The sequence below is a fragment of the Planococcus sp. 107-1 genome, assembly GCF_021513255.1.
GTDB lineage: Bacteria > Bacillota > Bacilli > Bacillales_A > Planococcaceae > Planococcus.
In genome coordinates this window covers 3,459,479-3,474,822 of sequence record NZ_CP090977.1, presented here as the reverse complement: position 1 = coordinate 3,474,822, position 15,344 = coordinate 3,459,479, and the positions used below count along the sequence as shown (strand labels likewise).

The following is a 15,344-nucleotide window of genomic DNA, read 5'->3' as shown; positions in this document are numbered from 1 at the left end:
GACATTATTTCACGAAAATAAAAAAGAGCCTTTCAATGGGCGAAGGCTCAAGAGGTGGCTCAATTAAACACCGGCTTCTTCAAAAACCGGATCATTTTCACTTTGCTGGTAAGCAGTTAATACAGCAGTCTGTAATTTATTGCGCGTGCTGGAGTTGATCGGATGGGCAATGTCTCTAAACTCCCCATCTGGTGTCCGTTTACTTGGCATTGCCACAAACAACCCTTCGTTGCCATCGATCACCCGGATATCATGTACAACAAATTCGTTGTCCAACGTGATGGAAGCGATAGCCCGCATCCGACCATCCGTTTGTACTCGCCGAAGCCTTACATCAGTTACTTCCATTGTTTCACCACCTCTCTTCTAAGTTGCAAAATAGAATGCTCTTAAGGTAATTCGATGCAAAGGACTAAACTCCTTCATAAATTACAAAATTTATTAGAAAATTTAATTAATAAACAGAAAAGCGGAAACCGCCCGTCTGAGTTTCATCATGTACAAAAGAGCAAAGAAAAAACCATCCCGAAGGATGGCTTATTCAGCAAGGGCTGCAATGACTTCAATTTCAACTTTTGCATCTTTTGGCAACCGCGCCACTTCTACAGTAGAGCGGGCAGGTTTATGGTCGCCGAAATACGAAGCATACACTTCATTCAACGCTGCAAAATCATTCATGTCTTTAATGAATACCGTGGTTTTGATCACGCCTTCAAGCGAAGAGCCTGCTTCTGCCAGGACAGCTTTCAAGTTGGCGAATACTTGATGCGTTTGGTCGACAATCGACCCTTCCACCATTTCCCCTGACGGCGTCAATGGAATTTGGCCGGAACTGTAAAACAGATTTCCTGCAATCACACCTTGCGAATATGGGCCAATTGCTGCGGCTGCTTGATCGGTTGCTACAAATTTCATGTTAAAACCCTCCATTTGTAAAATAGTTTCCTTCTTCAAGAGCAATTTTGCGTTCTTTTTCACTGACTTCACGCAATTTAACCAATGATAGGTATTTCTCAACAAGTTGTTCATCTGAATGCTCGGCTTCGACGAGTACCGCGACTCCGGCTAGGGTGCATTCAAATTCTTCCAATAAATTCTTCATGCCATTCATCGTTCCGCCGACTTTCATAAAATCGTCGGTGATCAAGACACGCTGACCGCTCTTCATGCTCCGCTTCGACAACACCATGGTCTGGATGCGGCGAGATGAACCTGACACATAATTGATGCTGACTGTAGATCCTTCTGTTACCTTGCTGTCTCGTCTGACAATGACAACCGGCACATTCAAATGGCGGGCGATAGCATGGGCAATCGGGATGCCTTTTGTAGCCACCGTCATGATGACGTCAATTTTTTCATCGGCGAAAGCTGTTGCAAACACTTTGCCGACCCGGTTCATGATGCTTGGATTGCCAAGCACATCGGTCATGTAAAGATAGCCCCCCGGCAATAGCCGGTCCGAATGGCTTAATTCTTCGATCAATTCATCCATAATGGCTTTGATTTCTGGCTTTTGCAGTTTCGGTACGTATTTTACGCCGCCTGCTGCTCCCGGCACGGTCATCAATAGCCCAATTCCTTTTTCTTCAAAGGTCTCTTTAACAATCCCCAAATCTTCGCTAATCGAAGACTTAGCGGATTCGTAAAGATCCGAAAAATATGTAAGAGGAATTAACTTATGTGGATGTTCCAAAAGATAATGCGTCATATCAACTAAACGTTCACTGCGCTTCCACTTCATACTACCCTCTCCTAAACACGAATGATTTATAGAAAATTTACCATAAATATACGTATTTAAGCAAGGGGGTCCCGTTCACCAATCAAACGCACGGCATAGACTTCTGCGCAAAATCCTCTTAAACCGTTGTAAATACGAGGAATCCGGGCTTCCTGGTGGACCAAGCCGAAGACGGTCGGACCGCTTCCGCTCATTAATACAGCATCTGCACCAAACTTCTTCATTTGTTCTTTGATCTGTGCCACTTCCGGATACAGATTTAAGGTCACGCTTTCCAATGCATTGCCAAGATTGTCGCACATGGCTTGGTAATCGCCAGTCTCCAACGCTTCGATCATCGCTTGGGTATTCGGATGCTCCGCTTTTGTAACATCAAAAGCCCCGTAGACATCTGCCGTCGAAACGCCAATCGTCGGTTTCGCCAAGATCACCCAGCAGTTCGGCGGTGTCGGCAGCTCCTGGATGATTTCTCCACGCCCTTTGGCTAGCGCAGTGCCTCCGTATACGCAAAACGAGACGTCTGATCCGATTTGCGCGCCAAGCTCTGCGAGTTCATCCAACGACAAGTTTAATTGCCATAATTGGTTTAATCCCTTCAAAGTGGCAGCTGCGTCGCTGCTTCCTCCAGCAAGGCCAGCTGCTACAGGAATCTGTTTGTCCAAAGAAATGATGACTCCCGACTTGATATGGAACTTATCTTTTAGCAGCTGTGCGGCTTGATAAGCTAAGTTGCGCGAATCGTTTGGGACAAAGCGGTCAGCGGATTCAATATGGATTCCGCTTTCTGTCGCTTTCAAGCCGATGCGATCAGCCAGGTCGACAGTTGTCATGATCATTTCGATTTCATGGTAATTGTCCGGCCTTTTATGTAAAACATCTAACGTTAAATTGATTTTGGCAGGCGCCTTTACGTAGAGCATTCCACTGCCTCCTTTACTATTCTGATGAACACTATTTTAACACAAGCGGCTCGAATAGGAAGAATTAAGAAAATCTGAAATCCAGTAACCCTGAAAAAACAAAAAAATCCACGAACCTGTTCAAGCAACAGGTGTGGATTTTACAAAATATAAATATGAATTCATTATCTAACAACAAGTTCTTCTTCTGTTCCTTCATAAACAGTAATCTCTACTGCTTCTGTCAGGATGTCTGCGTAGCTGTAAGACACACGTTCAAATGCATGCTCATCTTGATCAAGCTCAATTACGAACACGGAGTGATACGTTTCCCGCAAAATTCCGGCACGTTCCACCGTTTTCTTGCGTCCTCCGTTTGCCTTCAAAATCAATCGTTTCCCTAAATGTAGATCTAACGATTTTTTAATATCCGCCAAAGTTTTGGGCATCTTGTCTACACCTCACTATAAATAAATTATAGCAAAATACGACTATTTTGTCAAGCAAATTTAATATTTTATCAGCGTTGTATAGTTACTGTCAATATTTTTTTATCCGAAATATCTTTTTCGCGAGGTTCGTGTGCCAATTTTGTAACAAGCTTCCACTTTTACTTGAAATATGCGTAAAGCTTATCTGCCAGCAAACCGAATTCCTTAATCGTCAAGGTCTCTCCTCGGCGCGAAGGCTCAATCCCTGCTTCTTCCAACGCTTTCAAAATGAATTCCTTTTTCTCTTTGCCCAGCGGCATCGCCGATTGAAGGTTGTTTAAAATCGTTTTTCTCCGTTGGACAAAAGAACCTCTTGTGACCGTAAAGAAAAAGTCTTCATCGATGACTTTGACTTGCGGCTCAGGACGCTTGATCATCCGAATCACAGCAGAATCCACATTCGGCTGCGGCAGAAAGACCGTTTTCGGCACCGTTAAAGCCATTTCCGCTTCTGTGTAGTATTGGATGGCGATGGACAACGATCCATAAGCTTTGCTGCCAGGCTTTGCCGTGATACGCTCCGCCACTTCTTTTTGCAGCATAACAACCAAGCCCCGGATCGGCAGTTTTTCAAGCAATAGCTTCATAATGATCGGTGTCGTGACGTAATAAGGCAAGTTCGCCACTACCATGATGTCTTCATAGCCGGCTAATTCTTTTTCAATCTCTGCAAGGACGTCCGCTTTCAACACATCTGAATGGACGATGGAAATATTGTCATAAGGCGACAGCGTATCTTCTAGAACCGGCAAAAGCCGCTGGTCGATTTCGAACGCCAGCACTTTCCCAGCATCTCTTGCCAAATGCTCGGTTAAGGCACCGATGCCTGGCCCGATTTCAATAGCCGCTGATTCTTTCGTCAAATTCGCCTGGCCCACAATTTTCCGTAAAATATTCGGATCGATCAAAAAGTTCTGGCCTAAACTTTTCTTCACTTTCAAACCGTATTTGGCCATAATCTCCTGGGTCCGAATGGGTGTTGCAATATCTTTAGTCATCAAAGTTCCTCCTGATTTACCGCTTGTACCGCTTCTATAAATTGCGCTTTTGTAATCCCGAACATGTGGAGCCGCTTTTGAAGCTGTTTTCCGTTCGTATAGCCGATCTGCAAAAGCTCTCCTATTCGTGTTCTGCGTATTTTAGCTTGAGGATGCGCAACAAGCGCTGCATCGATCAAGTCTTCCATTGTAATCTCTATCGCGCTGTCTTTTTCCGCGGCGTGTAAATTGCGCACAATGCTTCTCGAATGTCTTCATCACACGCATGTTCGATGCCAAGCCCTTTGCCATTCTTCGCAATGGTCTTTTCTTTCGCAAGAAATGCATGTTTCACTTGAGGCACATATTCTTCAATAATAGCACGGATTCGCTGCCCTGGATAATCAGGGTCTGTAAATACAATAACGCCCCGCTTTTCTTGGGCATGGCGAATGCGCTGAAGCGTCTCTTTGGAAATGGCTGAGCCATTTGTTTCGATTGTATCTGCATCCACTGCACGCTTAATAGCCACAGTGTCGTCTTTGCCTTCTACTACGATGATTTCATTAATCTTCATTCGTCTTCCTCTTTCCTGCCTATCTTGTTCCATTTTACACACAGCCGCCTGAATATGTAAAAGGCTTTCCCGGGTAGGGAAAGCCTTTTCGGAAAATCTTTCTATACTAATTAAGGACTTTAATTTTCACTTGCTTGCGTCCAAAAGCCAATGCATCTGATTGATTTGGAACGAATAGGTCGATTTTATTTCCTTTGATCGCACCGCCTGTATCGCCAGCTACCGCATAGCCGTAGCCTTCAACCCAGACTTTTGAGCCTAGGGGAATAACGTTTGGATCTACAGCAATCACTTTTAAGCCGGGATTGGCTTTTAAGTTGATGCCTGTAGCCGTAATGCCGGAGCATCCTGCACAGCTAGCCGTATAGGCAGTTGCAGATACATAAAACTCTTTGCCGCCCGATGGCGCTGCATTAGCTGCAGCAGCCGTTTTGACGACTGCCTGTTTGGAAGAAGCTTTCTTAAGCGGGAGCTTTGGAATCTGCTCCACGGGAAACGCTTGCTACCACTACTTTTGTTCCGACCGCTACTACGTGTTTCTTTGGTTCTTTAACTGTTTTTTCTTTTTTCAACGCGCGTTTTACTTCTTTGCCGTTTTCTTTGATCACTTCGTACGTTTTCGCAACGACTCCATTTTCACCTTTTTGAACAAGTTTCTTTTTCCCTTTTAAAAGCGAAGCATCTTTCTTCGTTTCTTGGGCAAATTTCACAGAATCCTCAACTACATCGGTGACCTTTTCGACGCGAACTACTTTTACTTTCGAATTTGGAACGACCATTTCATCCATTCCATTTTCAACCCGGTCAAGTTCGCCTAAAGAAATCTTGTGCTGTTTTAAAAAGTCAGCGACCGTAGTCGAAGTGGACCATACTTTTTTCTCTTCCAAACCATCAAGGATTGTAACCTCGTATGCTTTTTCTACAGAAATCGCTGTATCCGCATCTACCTCTTCTTCTAATGCAGGTGATACTTTGTCATGCTCTGTTACTTCAATGTCCGCTTTCGCTAAAATTGCTTCCACTGTATTATCTGTTGTCCAAGCAGCTTGTTGTTTGCCGTCTACTTCGACTTTATATTCTTTTGCCTGTTCCCATTCGATCGCTACATCCTCTTCGATGGCAGCATCCTTGGATTGGCTTAAATAATCATGTTCACTGACTTGGATTTCTTGTTCTTCAAGAAATGCCCCTACTGAGTCCGCATGTGTCTTAACTTCTGTCGTTTTTCCATTCGCTGTCATTGTTACTGTGTTTTTCGTTCCTTCATAAATAGCGAACGTCAAAACAGCAGCAAAAAGTAAAACAGTCGCGATGGCAACAACTAAAGATTTTCCTTTGAACACATTTACGGACTTACTATTATTTGCTTTTTCTGTCAAAAATAACTCCTCCTCATTCACTTGAGTGATTATATAGTCTCGAATTCAAGGTGTCAACTTAAAGGCTTTTAGGGACAAGCACTACATTTTCCCCAAATAAAGGCTCAGCAAGAATTAAATCATCCTGCTGAGTATCTGGGTTCATCATTTCAACTTAAAAAATTGCTCGGCGTTCTTGGTTGTTTTTTCTCCCACTTCTTCTATCGTCAATCCTTTTAAGCGGGCAATTTCCTCGGCCACCAAAGGCACATAGGAAGGTTCATTTCGTTTGCCGCGGTAAGGATGCGGCGCCAAATACGGGGCATCTGTTTCGATCATCAAATGTTCGATCGGAATCAGTTCGGCTACTTCTTTCGGCTTCTTGGCATTTTTGAATGTAACAGGACCTCCTAACGAAATCATGAAATTCATGTCAATGCTTTCACGGGCAGTTTCGACGCTGCCGCTGAAGCAATGCATCACGCCGCCTACTTCTTCGGCCTTTTCTTCTTTCAAGATGCGCAACACATCTTCTGTTGCTTCTCGGTTATGGATAATAATCGGCAACTGAACTTTCTTTGCCAACTGAATCTGTTTCCGGAAAACTTCCTGCTGCACTTCTTTCGGCGATTTGTCCCAATGATAATCCAAACCGGTTTCGCCAATGCCGACCACTTTCGGGTGGGCTGCCAATTCTTCAATCCATTGCAAATCTTCAGGCGTGCAGTCAATGGCGTCGACCGGATGCCAACCAACCACTGCGTATATAAAATCGTATTTCTCCGTTAGGTCCATTGCTCTTTCGATCGTTTTGCGGTCAAAGCCGATAACAATCATTTTTGTAACATTGTTTTCTAATGCACGGTCAATGACTTCTTGTAAATCTTCATCGTATTGATCTGCATTTAAATGTACGTGGGTATCAATAAACATATTCATTCTCCTCACATTAATCCTTATTTTAATGGTTTATCCTATTTCTTTCTTCACACCAATATTACATTTGTATAACAAAACATGTTTTTTCGATATCAAAGTACACTTTTTCTGATAAATATTAACCAATTTAAGCCAAAATAAAAAATGGCCTGCATCAATAAACAGGCCATTTTATTATTTTTTTGTTGTCTGTGCATTCTGGCAATTTACTTAACTTGAGCACCGTTCGGCAGTTTCTGATCAACTTCCGCTAAGGTCAAATAGCCGTTTTTCTCTCCAGCTAAAATCATTCCTTGCGACAGTTCTCCACGAAGTTTCACCGGTTTCAAATTCGCCACAACAATCACTTTTTTGCCGACTAATTCGTCGGGTTTGTAATGCTCGGCAATGCCAGATACTACTTGGCGCTGCTCATATCCCATATCAAGTTTAAGCTTTAATAATTTCGACGTTTTCGGCACCGGTTCACAAGCTGTGACCGTTCCGACCCGCAAATCGACTTTCATGAAATCATCGATGGTGATTTCTGGAACGTCCGGCACTTCCGGAGTTTCTTCTATTGTTTCTTCAACTTCTGCAGGGGCTGTGTCTCCGCGCATTTGGTCACGGATATAAGCCACTTCCGGCTCTACTTCAAGACGCGGGGAAGATCGGCGTTCCTTTTGCTGCCACTTTTGTGCCCGCTGGAATTTTACCGAAGCTATCCAATGTCTCCCATGCCAGTGACTCTTCTGTTAAACCAAGCTGTTCAATAATTTGTTTAGGAGCATTAGGCAAGAACGGCTGCAGCATAACTGCTGTCATGCGCAAGCTTTCTGCCAGATGAGCCATCGCAGAAGCCAATTGATCTTTTAACGCTTCATCTTTTGCCAAAACCCATGGCTGCGTTTCGTCGATGTATTTATTCGTCCGGGAAATCAATACCCAAATTTCGCTTAAGACCATGCTGAACTGCATTTTTTCCATATGCTGTTCATACGTTGCAACCGTCTGTTTCGCCACTTCTTGCAGTACGCCGTCAAATTCCGTTACTTGCCCTTGAATTTGAGGAATTTCCCCATCGAAGTATTTATTGATCATCGAAACTGTGCGGTTCAAGAGATTTCCTAAGTCATTCGCTAAGTCATAGTTGGTGCGTTCTACGAATGATTCCGGTGAAAAGACGCCGTCAGAGCCGAATGGCAGTTCACGCAAAAGGAAATAGCGGGTTGCATCCAAACCGTAACGTTCAACCAGCATTTCCGGATAAACGACATTGCCTTTTGATTTCGACATTTTGCCGTCTTTCATCATGATAAAACCATGCGCAAAGATTTTCTTCGGCAATGGCAGATCAAGCGCCATCAAGAAGATCGGCCAATAGATTGTATGGAAACGGACAATGTCTTTTCCGACTACATGCACATCTGCCGGCCAGTATTTATTGAATGCCGAATCGTCGTCCGATCCATATCCAAGAGACGTGATGTAATTGGATAAAGCATCTACCCACACGTAGATAACATGTTTTGGATCTCCAGGAACCGGGATGCCCCAATCAAAGGAAGTACGTGAAACCGAAAGATCTTCCAGACCCGGCTTGATGAAGTTATTAATCATTTCATTTTTCCGTGATTCCGGTTCAATGAACTCCAAATGATTCTCGTAGTAATCCAATAAGCGGTCGGCATATTTCTTCATATTAAAGAAATACGACTCTTCTTTCACTTTATGGACCGGGCGTCCGCAATCCGGACATTTTCCGTCCACTAGCTGCGCTTCCGTATAAAACGATTCACATGGTGTGCAGTACCAGCCTTCGTACTGCCCTTTGTAAATATCGCCATTGTCCAAGAACGTCTGGAAAATCTTTTCGACGCCTTTTTTATGGCGATCTTCAGTCGTACGAATGAAATCATCATAAGTGATGTCCATGATCGACCATACGTTTTTAGCTGCCGCTGCCATGTTGTCGACATATTCTTGCGGCGCAAGGCCTGCTTCTTGCGCTTTCTCTTCAATTTTTTGGCCATGCTCGTCCATTCCCGTCAAAAACCGGACGTCAAAACCACGCAAGCGCTTGTAACGGACCATTGCATCGGACGCGACTGTCGTATAAGCCGTTCCGATATGGAATTTTCCGCTTGGATAATAAATGGGTGTAGTGAGGTAAAATGTTTTGTTTTTAGCAGTCACGAAAAATTCCTCCAGTTTCTTTGTATAGTTCTTATTTTAACGAAGTCGACAATTTTGTACAATCTTTCAATTCCTTCACCCTTTTTCGACAAAATAAATACAAATTATCCCATAAAAAAAGGCGGTTTTAAGCCTTTAAAAGGAAATTTCAAAAATAGAATAAAAAAATGAAAAAATATATCAAATTAGCGTCACAAATTAGCAAAATTTATTATGATTTCGATAGTTTTATATTGACCAAATTGCCAGTAGTTGGTATGATTTATGACAGGAAGTGGTAAATGTCGAATTTTGACGAAAACATCCGACAAATTTGAGGGGAGATTATAAACATGAAATCAACAGGGATCGTACGTAAAGTTGACGAATTAGGCCGCGTTGTTATTCCAATTGAATTACGCCGCACACTAGGGATTGCTGAGAAAGACGCATTGGAAATTTACGTAGATGACGACAAAATTATATTAAAAAAATACTTACCAAATATGACTTGCGCTGTTACCGGAGAAGTTTCCGATGAAAACATGCAACTTGTTGGCGGTAAGCTGATTTTGAGCAAAGAAGGCGCAGAAATGCTCGTTAATGAGATTCAGAGCAATCTTAAAAAGTAAATCAGATAGAAAAACCGAAACGCATGATGCGTTTCGGTTTTTTTTGATTCCTGCAAATGGCGCCGTTTTTATCAGACATGATACTCTTGGTACACGTCGCGTTTCGACATTTTTCGCTCCACTGCGACTTCTTTGATAGCCTCTTTCGAAGAAAGATCTTTTTTCTTCATCAATTCTTCGACATGTGCAGAAATCGACAACGATTCCCACCATTGCTCCTGGATTTCAAGATCCGGCGAATCATTTCCTTCTATTATAATGCAAAATTCACCACGGATGGTATTCTCTTCAGCCCATAAGACAGCTTCTCCAACCGTGCCTCGCAGAAACTCTTCAAACTTTTTGGTCACTTCGCGTGCCATAACAATCTGCCGGTCGTCTCCGAATGCTTTTTGCACCGATTTCAAGCTCTCCTTTAAACGATGCGGCGCTTCATAAAAAATCAGCGTTTCCTGTTTTTGGCTGAGCATTTCCAGTTCAGCCTGCCGCTCTTTTTTATTGCGCGATAGGAATCCATAAAAAAGGAATGGCTGGGGCGAAATGCCCGATGCAATCAAAGCGCTGAGTGCAGCATTGGCTCCTGGCACTGGTACCACAGGGAAGTCTTCCGCTACTGCCCGGCGGACAATGTCTTCCCCTGGATCGGAAATGCAAGGCATGCCGGCATCGCTGACGAGCGCAACGGACTTGCCTTCCTGCAAGTACGAAAGAATTTTAAATCCGCCGCTTTCCTGGTTATGTTCATGGTAGCTGACAAGCTTCGTCTGGATTTCAAAATAATTGCAAAGCTGTTTCGTATTGCGGGTATCTTCCGCAGCAATAATATCCACTTCTTTTAATATGCGAATCGCCCGTACCGTCATGTCCTCCAAGTTGCCAATTGGTGTGGCTACGAGATAAAGCGTGGCTTTGTTTTCCAAAAAACTTTTTTGAGATTTCATCGGCTCTCTCCCTTCCCTTCAGCAATATAACGGACCTTCTTCGGCTTCGGCAATTGCTTAAAAGCATATTCCGCCTTCATCGCCAGCGGTTTCGTGTCAAAACGTTCATGGTGAATCATTTTTACAGGCCCTTTAGCTCGGGTATACTTCGCGCCTTTTCCTGAATTATGTGCTGCCAAGCGCTTCTCTAAATCATTCGTGTAGCCGGCGTAATAGGAACCGTCTGCACATTCCAATACGTAGAAATAATGATTATTTGTCTCCATAAAGCAACGCTCTCACTTCTTCTGTGTATTCGCCTTCGGAATTATAGACAATCAGCGGCGGAAGGATTTTCAAATCCGGCTTGCCGTCTTTAATCCCTTCAATCAATAAGGTATTGGCTTCTTTTCCTTCTTTCGGATACACGAGGCGGATGCGTTTCGGCTCTAATCGGTTCGCCCGCATAGCAGAAATGATATCAATCAGCCTTCCCGAACGATGGACGAATGCCGCTTTTCCGCCTTGCTTCAATAGCTTGCTCGCGGCATTTACAGCTTCATCCAATGTTAAATGGAGTTCATGGCGGGCAATCGCCATATGCTCACTGATGTTCTTATCGCTCATTTCATGAGCTGGAAAATAAGGCGGGTTGCATGTGACCACATCGTATTTTTCGATTCCCAAGCGTGCCGGTATTTCTTTGACATCGCCTTCGATGATTTCGATCTGTTCCGTTAAGTTATTATACGCGACGCTTCTGCGCGCCATATGGACTAACCGCTCCTGCAGTTCCACGCCGATAATCGACGAATCCGTCCGGGCACTCAAGAATAGTGGAATGGCTCCATTTCCCGTACACAAATCGATGATTTTCCCACGCTTCAAAGGAACGTAAGCGAACCGTGCCAAGAGCACCGCATCCAACGAAAACGAAAACACCGAAGGGCTCTGGATAATCCGTAAATCTTCTGCCAATAAATAATCGAGCCGTTCGTCATCTATCAACATTTGTTTCAACTCCTCTAAAGAAATGCGCAAGCGCCCATCTGAGGCAGGCAACCTAAGTTCCTTGTCGCAGCCATCCTGCTTTAAGGCAGAACACGCAAGTCTGCATTCTCCATTTTCTTATTTAATAACAAAAGGCTGCCGCCACACGGAGTGTCGGAAGCCTTTCGGTTAAACTGGCATTTTAATTTTGTTTGTTTAAGAACGATAAACAAAACAGGCAATCGTCGCCTTTTCTGGAACTGCCGAAATGAACATTGCAGACATGATACCCTTCATGGTAAAGGCGCGCTAAATTATCATAGCCTTCTCCGATGTCCATGACCGCTTTTTTCAATTTCACTGGATCCACTACTGCTGTTTCAGGAACAGCTTTATGAAGTTCATCCAGCCGTGCACGCAGATGATGATTCTCTAGCTGCAGTGCATGATGCTCTTCCATTGTATGGGCCACTACCGCTTTCAATTCGCGAAATTGTTCTTGCATTGATTCGAGTTGCTGCTCAAAATCCATCACCGTGTCTAAAAAGTTCTTTTCTTTCACTTAAACCACCTCACGCTCTCGTTCCTTGGCCCATTATCTCACTTAATGCATATTCTAGTGTCTGTTCTTGCTCAGAAAGACGGATTTTTAAGACGCGCTCCAAAATATTCATGCTGACTACACGGCCGTCTCCATCCGGAGTGGATACACGTGCGCCTACATCCGGCATTTCTTTTTTCGCTGTTTCGTATTCATCGTTTTCGTATTTCAAGCAGCACATCAAACGGCCGCATAAACCTGAAATCTTCGAAGGATTCAACGATAAGTTTTGGTCTTTCGCCATTTTAATCGAAACCGGTTCGAAATCGCCGAGGAATGTTGAACAGCAAAGCATGCGGCCGCATGGACCGATGCCGCCAAGCATTTTCGCTTCATCACGTACGCCGATTTGGCGCAATTCGATGCGTGTCCGGAAAATGGACGCCAAATCTTTTACCAAGTTGCGGAAATCGACGCGGCCTTCAGCCGTGAAATAGAAAATGACTTTATTGCGGTCAAATGTATATTCCACATCAACCAATTTCATCTCCAAGCGATGCTCTTCGATTTTTTCCGTTCCCATCTCGAACGCACGGCTCGCTTCCAGGCGGTTTTCTTCTACCTGTTGGCGATCGCGGTCGCTCGCTACGCGCACCACTTGCTTAAGCGGCAATACGACGTCATGTTCTTCAACTGTCTTGGTGGGAACGACGACTTTGCCGTATTCCACACCTCGTGCAGTTTCAACGATGACGTAATCGTCTTTTTCAATCACAAATTCTCCTGGGTCAAAATAATATATTTTACCCGCTTTTTTAAAGCGGACACCAATTACGTTATACACTCGCTTACCCCTCCTGCAGATTTAGCATTAATTGCTCCATCAACAGTGTCCGGTTCATATTGCGCGGCAATTGCTGCTTAGCTTGCAAAACAGCCTGCAATTGCTTAGACAATACGTTAAACGAACGCTGCAACGCCATCTGCTTCCAAGTTTCTTCCATGTCTGGATATGTTCTTGCCGTCTCGAGACCCGCTTTTACTGAGGCAATGTCCCGATATGCAAATAATAACATGTCCAGCCCTCTTTCGGCATCCTCTTTTTCTTTAAATAAAGGAAGCCATTCCGATTGAAGCAATAAAAGCGCCTCGTGGACATTCTGGCTGGCAACATCGACTAATTTTAACACAAGCTTGCGCTGTTGGATGAAATCTTCATCTGAACCTAGCTGAACTGCTTCTTCCGTGCTCTGCGTCAACATGCTGACCGTCGCCGCCATTGAAGCGGTCATGCCATCTTGCACCAACTTTTCCATCACTTTTTTCCTCGATAACGGTTGGAAAGACACCAGCTGGCAGCGGGAACGGATGGTTGTCATGATGGCATTTAAACGCTCTGTCAGCAAAATGGCCGTTACGTTGAATTCCGGCTCTTCCAGGAACTTTAACAACGCATTGGCAGAAGAATTATTCATACGGTCTGCTTCTTGGATCACATATATCTTACGGCCGGAACTAAAGCCTGTTTTATTCATCTTGAAGATCAATTCCCGGATTTGATCGATTTTGATGTTTTGGCCATCCGGTTCTATGAAGAGAATATTCGGATGGTTGCCGGAATTATAAAGCTGGCAGCTTCGACATGTTTCACATGGAACATTTTCTAAAGGAGTTTCGCAAAGCAAAAGCTTCACGAAAAAATGTGTGATTTCGGTCAATCCGGAACCTGCAGGGCCTTCAAACAGATAGGCATGGGCCAATCGATCCTTTTTGTAAGCACCTTGCAGCCTTTTCATCACGACCGGCTGCATTTCTTGAAACTCTTCAATTGTCTTCTGCACATTTTCACCTTCAGCCTCTGTAAAAAATCCCGTGTTCCAAATGGAGCACGGGTGTCTTGTATAATAGTTGACTGGCAACCGTGAATGCTATTAATGGGATTCTAGAAATGGTGGAATTGCTCGATTGGCAAGACGAAGATCGTGGCTCCGCCTACTTCTACTTCTACCGGATAAGGGATATACGAATCGGCATTTCCGCCCATCGGCGAAACCGGCGCGACCATTTGTTCACGTGAACGGCAATTATCGCGGATCAAATCCATCAATTTCGGTACAAGGCCATCTTCCACCCCGATTAAAAAGGTGGTATTTCCTGAGCGCAAAAACCCTCCTGTACTGGCAAGTTTTGTAGCCCGGAAATCATTTTTGGTTAAGGCGTTGGATAATCGGTTACTGTCTTGGTCCTGCACAACTGCTACGACGAGTTTCATCAGCACTCACTCCTTTTTATAGTCTTTCTATAATTAGTATACCATGAATTGTAAACTTCATAAGTCAACATTCCATACATTTTCATCGCTGCAACTGCCTTCATTTCGGCTTTTTGATAAAAGCTTCCACTTTCTGCAAAGCTTCTTCAACTACCTGTGCTAATTCTTTTGATGCGTCAATCACTTGAATGCGTTCCGGGTATTGTTCCACCAAAATCTGGTACCCTTCTCTGACAGAGAGGTGGAATTTCATCGACTCCAAATCAAGGCGATTCACTTCTCTGACCAGATCTTTTTGGATACGGCTAAGGCCGATTTCCGGATCGACGTCAAAATACAAGGTTAGATCCGGCATATAATCGTCGATTGCGAATTTGTTGATGGAGTAGATTTCCGCTATCCCAAGCCCTCTTGCATGCCCTTGATAAGCCAAACTGCTGTCTATGTAGCGATCGCATAAGACGATTTTCCCGGCATTTAATGCCGGAATGACTTTTTCGACCAAATGCTGTCTTCTGGCAGCCGCATACAATAAAGCTTCTGTACGGCCATCCATTTTCGTATTCTTGCTATCTAAAATGACATGGCGGATCTCTTCGGCAATTTCAATGCCGCCCGGCTCTCTTGTGCATTCGACTTCAAATCCCTGCTGCTGCAGCGCTTCCGCCACCAGCTTCAAGACCGTCGTTTTGCCTGAGCCTTCTCCGCCTTCTAATGTAATCAAATAACCCACTATTCATTCACCCGTTTTCCTGATGTTCTACTCCTTTAACTATACAGGAAAGGAGCGGCTTAATACATTGTAAGCCTTGTCCTTAAATGAAAAAACAGATGCCAAGCGCACCTGCTT

Annotated in this window: 16 protein-coding genes and 3 pseudogenes; 1 reads left to right on the top strand and 18 read right to left on the bottom strand. The window is 44.0% G+C overall.

From position 1 onward, the window contains the following. Positions 1 to 63: 63 nt before the first annotated feature. The 10 genes and pseudogenes from spoVG to metG all read right to left on the bottom strand — a co-directional run bounded on the left by spoVG (position 64) and on the right by metG (position 9,160). Entirely contained in the window at positions 64 to 348 is a 285-nt protein-coding gene (gene spoVG, locus L0M13_RS18065; RefSeq protein ID WP_052649515.1) for a septation regulator SpoVG, read from the bottom strand. Positions 349 to 537: 189 nt separating this feature from the next. After that, on the bottom strand, positions 538 to 915 hold the full coding sequence (locus L0M13_RS18060; protein WP_235197763.1) for a RidA family protein: 378 nt from the start codon (positions 913 to 915) through the stop codon (positions 538 to 540). Position 916: 1 nt separating this feature from the next. Further along, positions 917 to 1,744: a pur operon repressor gene (gene purR / locus L0M13_RS18055; protein ID WP_235197762.1), complete on the bottom strand. Its 828-nt coding sequence runs from the start codon at positions 1,742 to 1,744 to the stop codon at positions 917 to 919. A 56-nt stretch (positions 1,745 to 1,800) separates the two neighbouring features. Beyond that, positions 1,801 to 2,664 carry a 4-(cytidine 5'-diphospho)-2-C-methyl-D-erythritol kinase gene (gene ispE, locus L0M13_RS18050; protein ID WP_235197761.1) on the bottom strand — a complete coding sequence of 288 codons (864 nt, stop codon included), beginning with the start codon at positions 2,662 to 2,664 and terminating at the stop codon, positions 1,801 to 1,803. A gap of 164 nt (positions 2,665 to 2,828) precedes the next feature. Next, a complete protein-coding gene (veg, locus tag L0M13_RS18045) occupies positions 2,829 to 3,092 on the bottom strand; it encodes a biofilm formation stimulator Veg (RefSeq protein WP_052649519.1) in 264 nt (87 codons plus the stop codon). A 161-nt stretch (positions 3,093 to 3,253) separates the two neighbouring features. Then, positions 3,254 to 4,132: a 16S rRNA (adenine(1518)-N(6)/adenine(1519)-N(6))-dimethyltransferase RsmA gene (gene rsmA, locus L0M13_RS18040; protein WP_235197760.1), complete on the bottom strand. Its 879-nt coding sequence runs from the start codon at positions 4,130 to 4,132 to the stop codon at positions 3,254 to 3,256. Next, a pseudogene (gene rnmV / locus L0M13_RS18035) lies at positions 4,132 to 4,688 on the bottom strand (ribonuclease M5). The gene rsmA and the pseudogene rnmV overlap by 1 nt, the downstream one beginning before the upstream one ends. 106 nt (positions 4,689 to 4,794) lie before the next feature. Beyond that, positions 4,795 to 6,067, bottom strand: a pseudogene (locus L0M13_RS18030) (ubiquitin-like domain-containing protein). 144 nt (positions 6,068 to 6,211) lie between these two features. Further along, positions 6,212 to 6,979, bottom strand: coding sequence for a TatD family hydrolase (locus L0M13_RS18025; RefSeq protein ID WP_235197759.1), 768 nt, complete (start codon positions 6,977 to 6,979; stop codon positions 6,212 to 6,214). Positions 6,980 to 7,191: 212 nt separating this feature from the next. Continuing rightward, positions 7,192 to 9,160, bottom strand: a pseudogene (gene metG, locus L0M13_RS18020) (methionine--tRNA ligase). Positions 9,161 to 9,492: 332 nt separating this feature from the next. On the opposite strand from metG, the gene L0M13_RS18015 reads away from it, so the two are divergent. After that, on the top strand, positions 9,493 to 9,771 hold the full coding sequence (locus tag L0M13_RS18015; protein ID WP_052649525.1) for a transition state genes transcriptional regulator AbrB: 279 nt from the start codon (positions 9,493 to 9,495) through the stop codon (positions 9,769 to 9,771). 71 nt (positions 9,772 to 9,842) lie between these two features. Here L0M13_RS18015 and rsmI read toward each other — a convergent pair whose 3' ends face one another. The 8 genes from rsmI to tmk all read right to left on the bottom strand — a co-directional run bounded on the left by rsmI (position 9,843) and on the right by tmk (position 15,227). Continuing rightward, positions 9,843 to 10,712, bottom strand: coding sequence for a 16S rRNA (cytidine(1402)-2'-O)-methyltransferase (gene rsmI / locus L0M13_RS18010; protein ID WP_235197758.1), 870 nt, complete (start codon positions 10,710 to 10,712; stop codon positions 9,843 to 9,845). Beyond that, on the bottom strand, positions 10,709 to 10,978 hold the full coding sequence (locus L0M13_RS18005; RefSeq protein WP_235197757.1) for a GIY-YIG nuclease family protein: 270 nt from the start codon (positions 10,976 to 10,978) through the stop codon (positions 10,709 to 10,711). The genes rsmI and L0M13_RS18005 overlap by 4 nt, the downstream gene beginning before the upstream one ends. Continuing rightward, on the bottom strand, positions 10,965 to 11,702 hold the full coding sequence (locus L0M13_RS18000) for a tRNA1(Val) (adenine(37)-N6)-methyltransferase (protein ID WP_397443507.1): 738 nt from the start codon (positions 11,700 to 11,702) through the stop codon (positions 10,965 to 10,967). Before L0M13_RS18000 ends, L0M13_RS18005 begins: the two co-directional genes overlap by 14 nt. Before the next feature lie 181 nt (positions 11,703 to 11,883). After that, complete coding sequence (gene yabA / locus L0M13_RS17995) at positions 11,884 to 12,243, bottom strand: DNA replication initiation control protein YabA (RefSeq protein WP_260107713.1); 360 nt, start codon at positions 12,241 to 12,243, stop codon at positions 11,884 to 11,886. Positions 12,244 to 12,253: 10 nt separating this feature from the next. Then, positions 12,254 to 13,066 carry a PSP1 domain-containing protein gene (locus L0M13_RS17990; protein ID WP_235197755.1) on the bottom strand — a complete coding sequence of 271 codons (813 nt, stop codon included), beginning with the start codon at positions 13,064 to 13,066 and terminating at the stop codon, positions 12,254 to 12,256. 4 nt (positions 13,067 to 13,070) lie between these two features. Then, entirely contained in the window at positions 13,071 to 14,063 is a 993-nt protein-coding gene (gene holB, locus L0M13_RS17985) for a DNA polymerase III subunit delta' (RefSeq protein WP_235197754.1), read from the bottom strand. Positions 14,064 to 14,164: 101 nt separating this feature from the next. Next, positions 14,165 to 14,494 (bottom strand): cyclic-di-AMP receptor, encoded by a 330-nt coding sequence (locus tag L0M13_RS17980; RefSeq protein ID WP_052649532.1) that lies wholly within the window; start codon positions 14,492 to 14,494, stop codon positions 14,165 to 14,167. Positions 14,495 to 14,594: 100 nt separating this feature from the next. Next, positions 14,595 to 15,227: a dTMP kinase gene (gene tmk / locus L0M13_RS17975; protein ID WP_235197753.1), complete on the bottom strand. Its 633-nt coding sequence runs from the start codon at positions 15,225 to 15,227 to the stop codon at positions 14,595 to 14,597. Positions 15,228 to 15,344 lie beyond the last annotated feature (117 nt).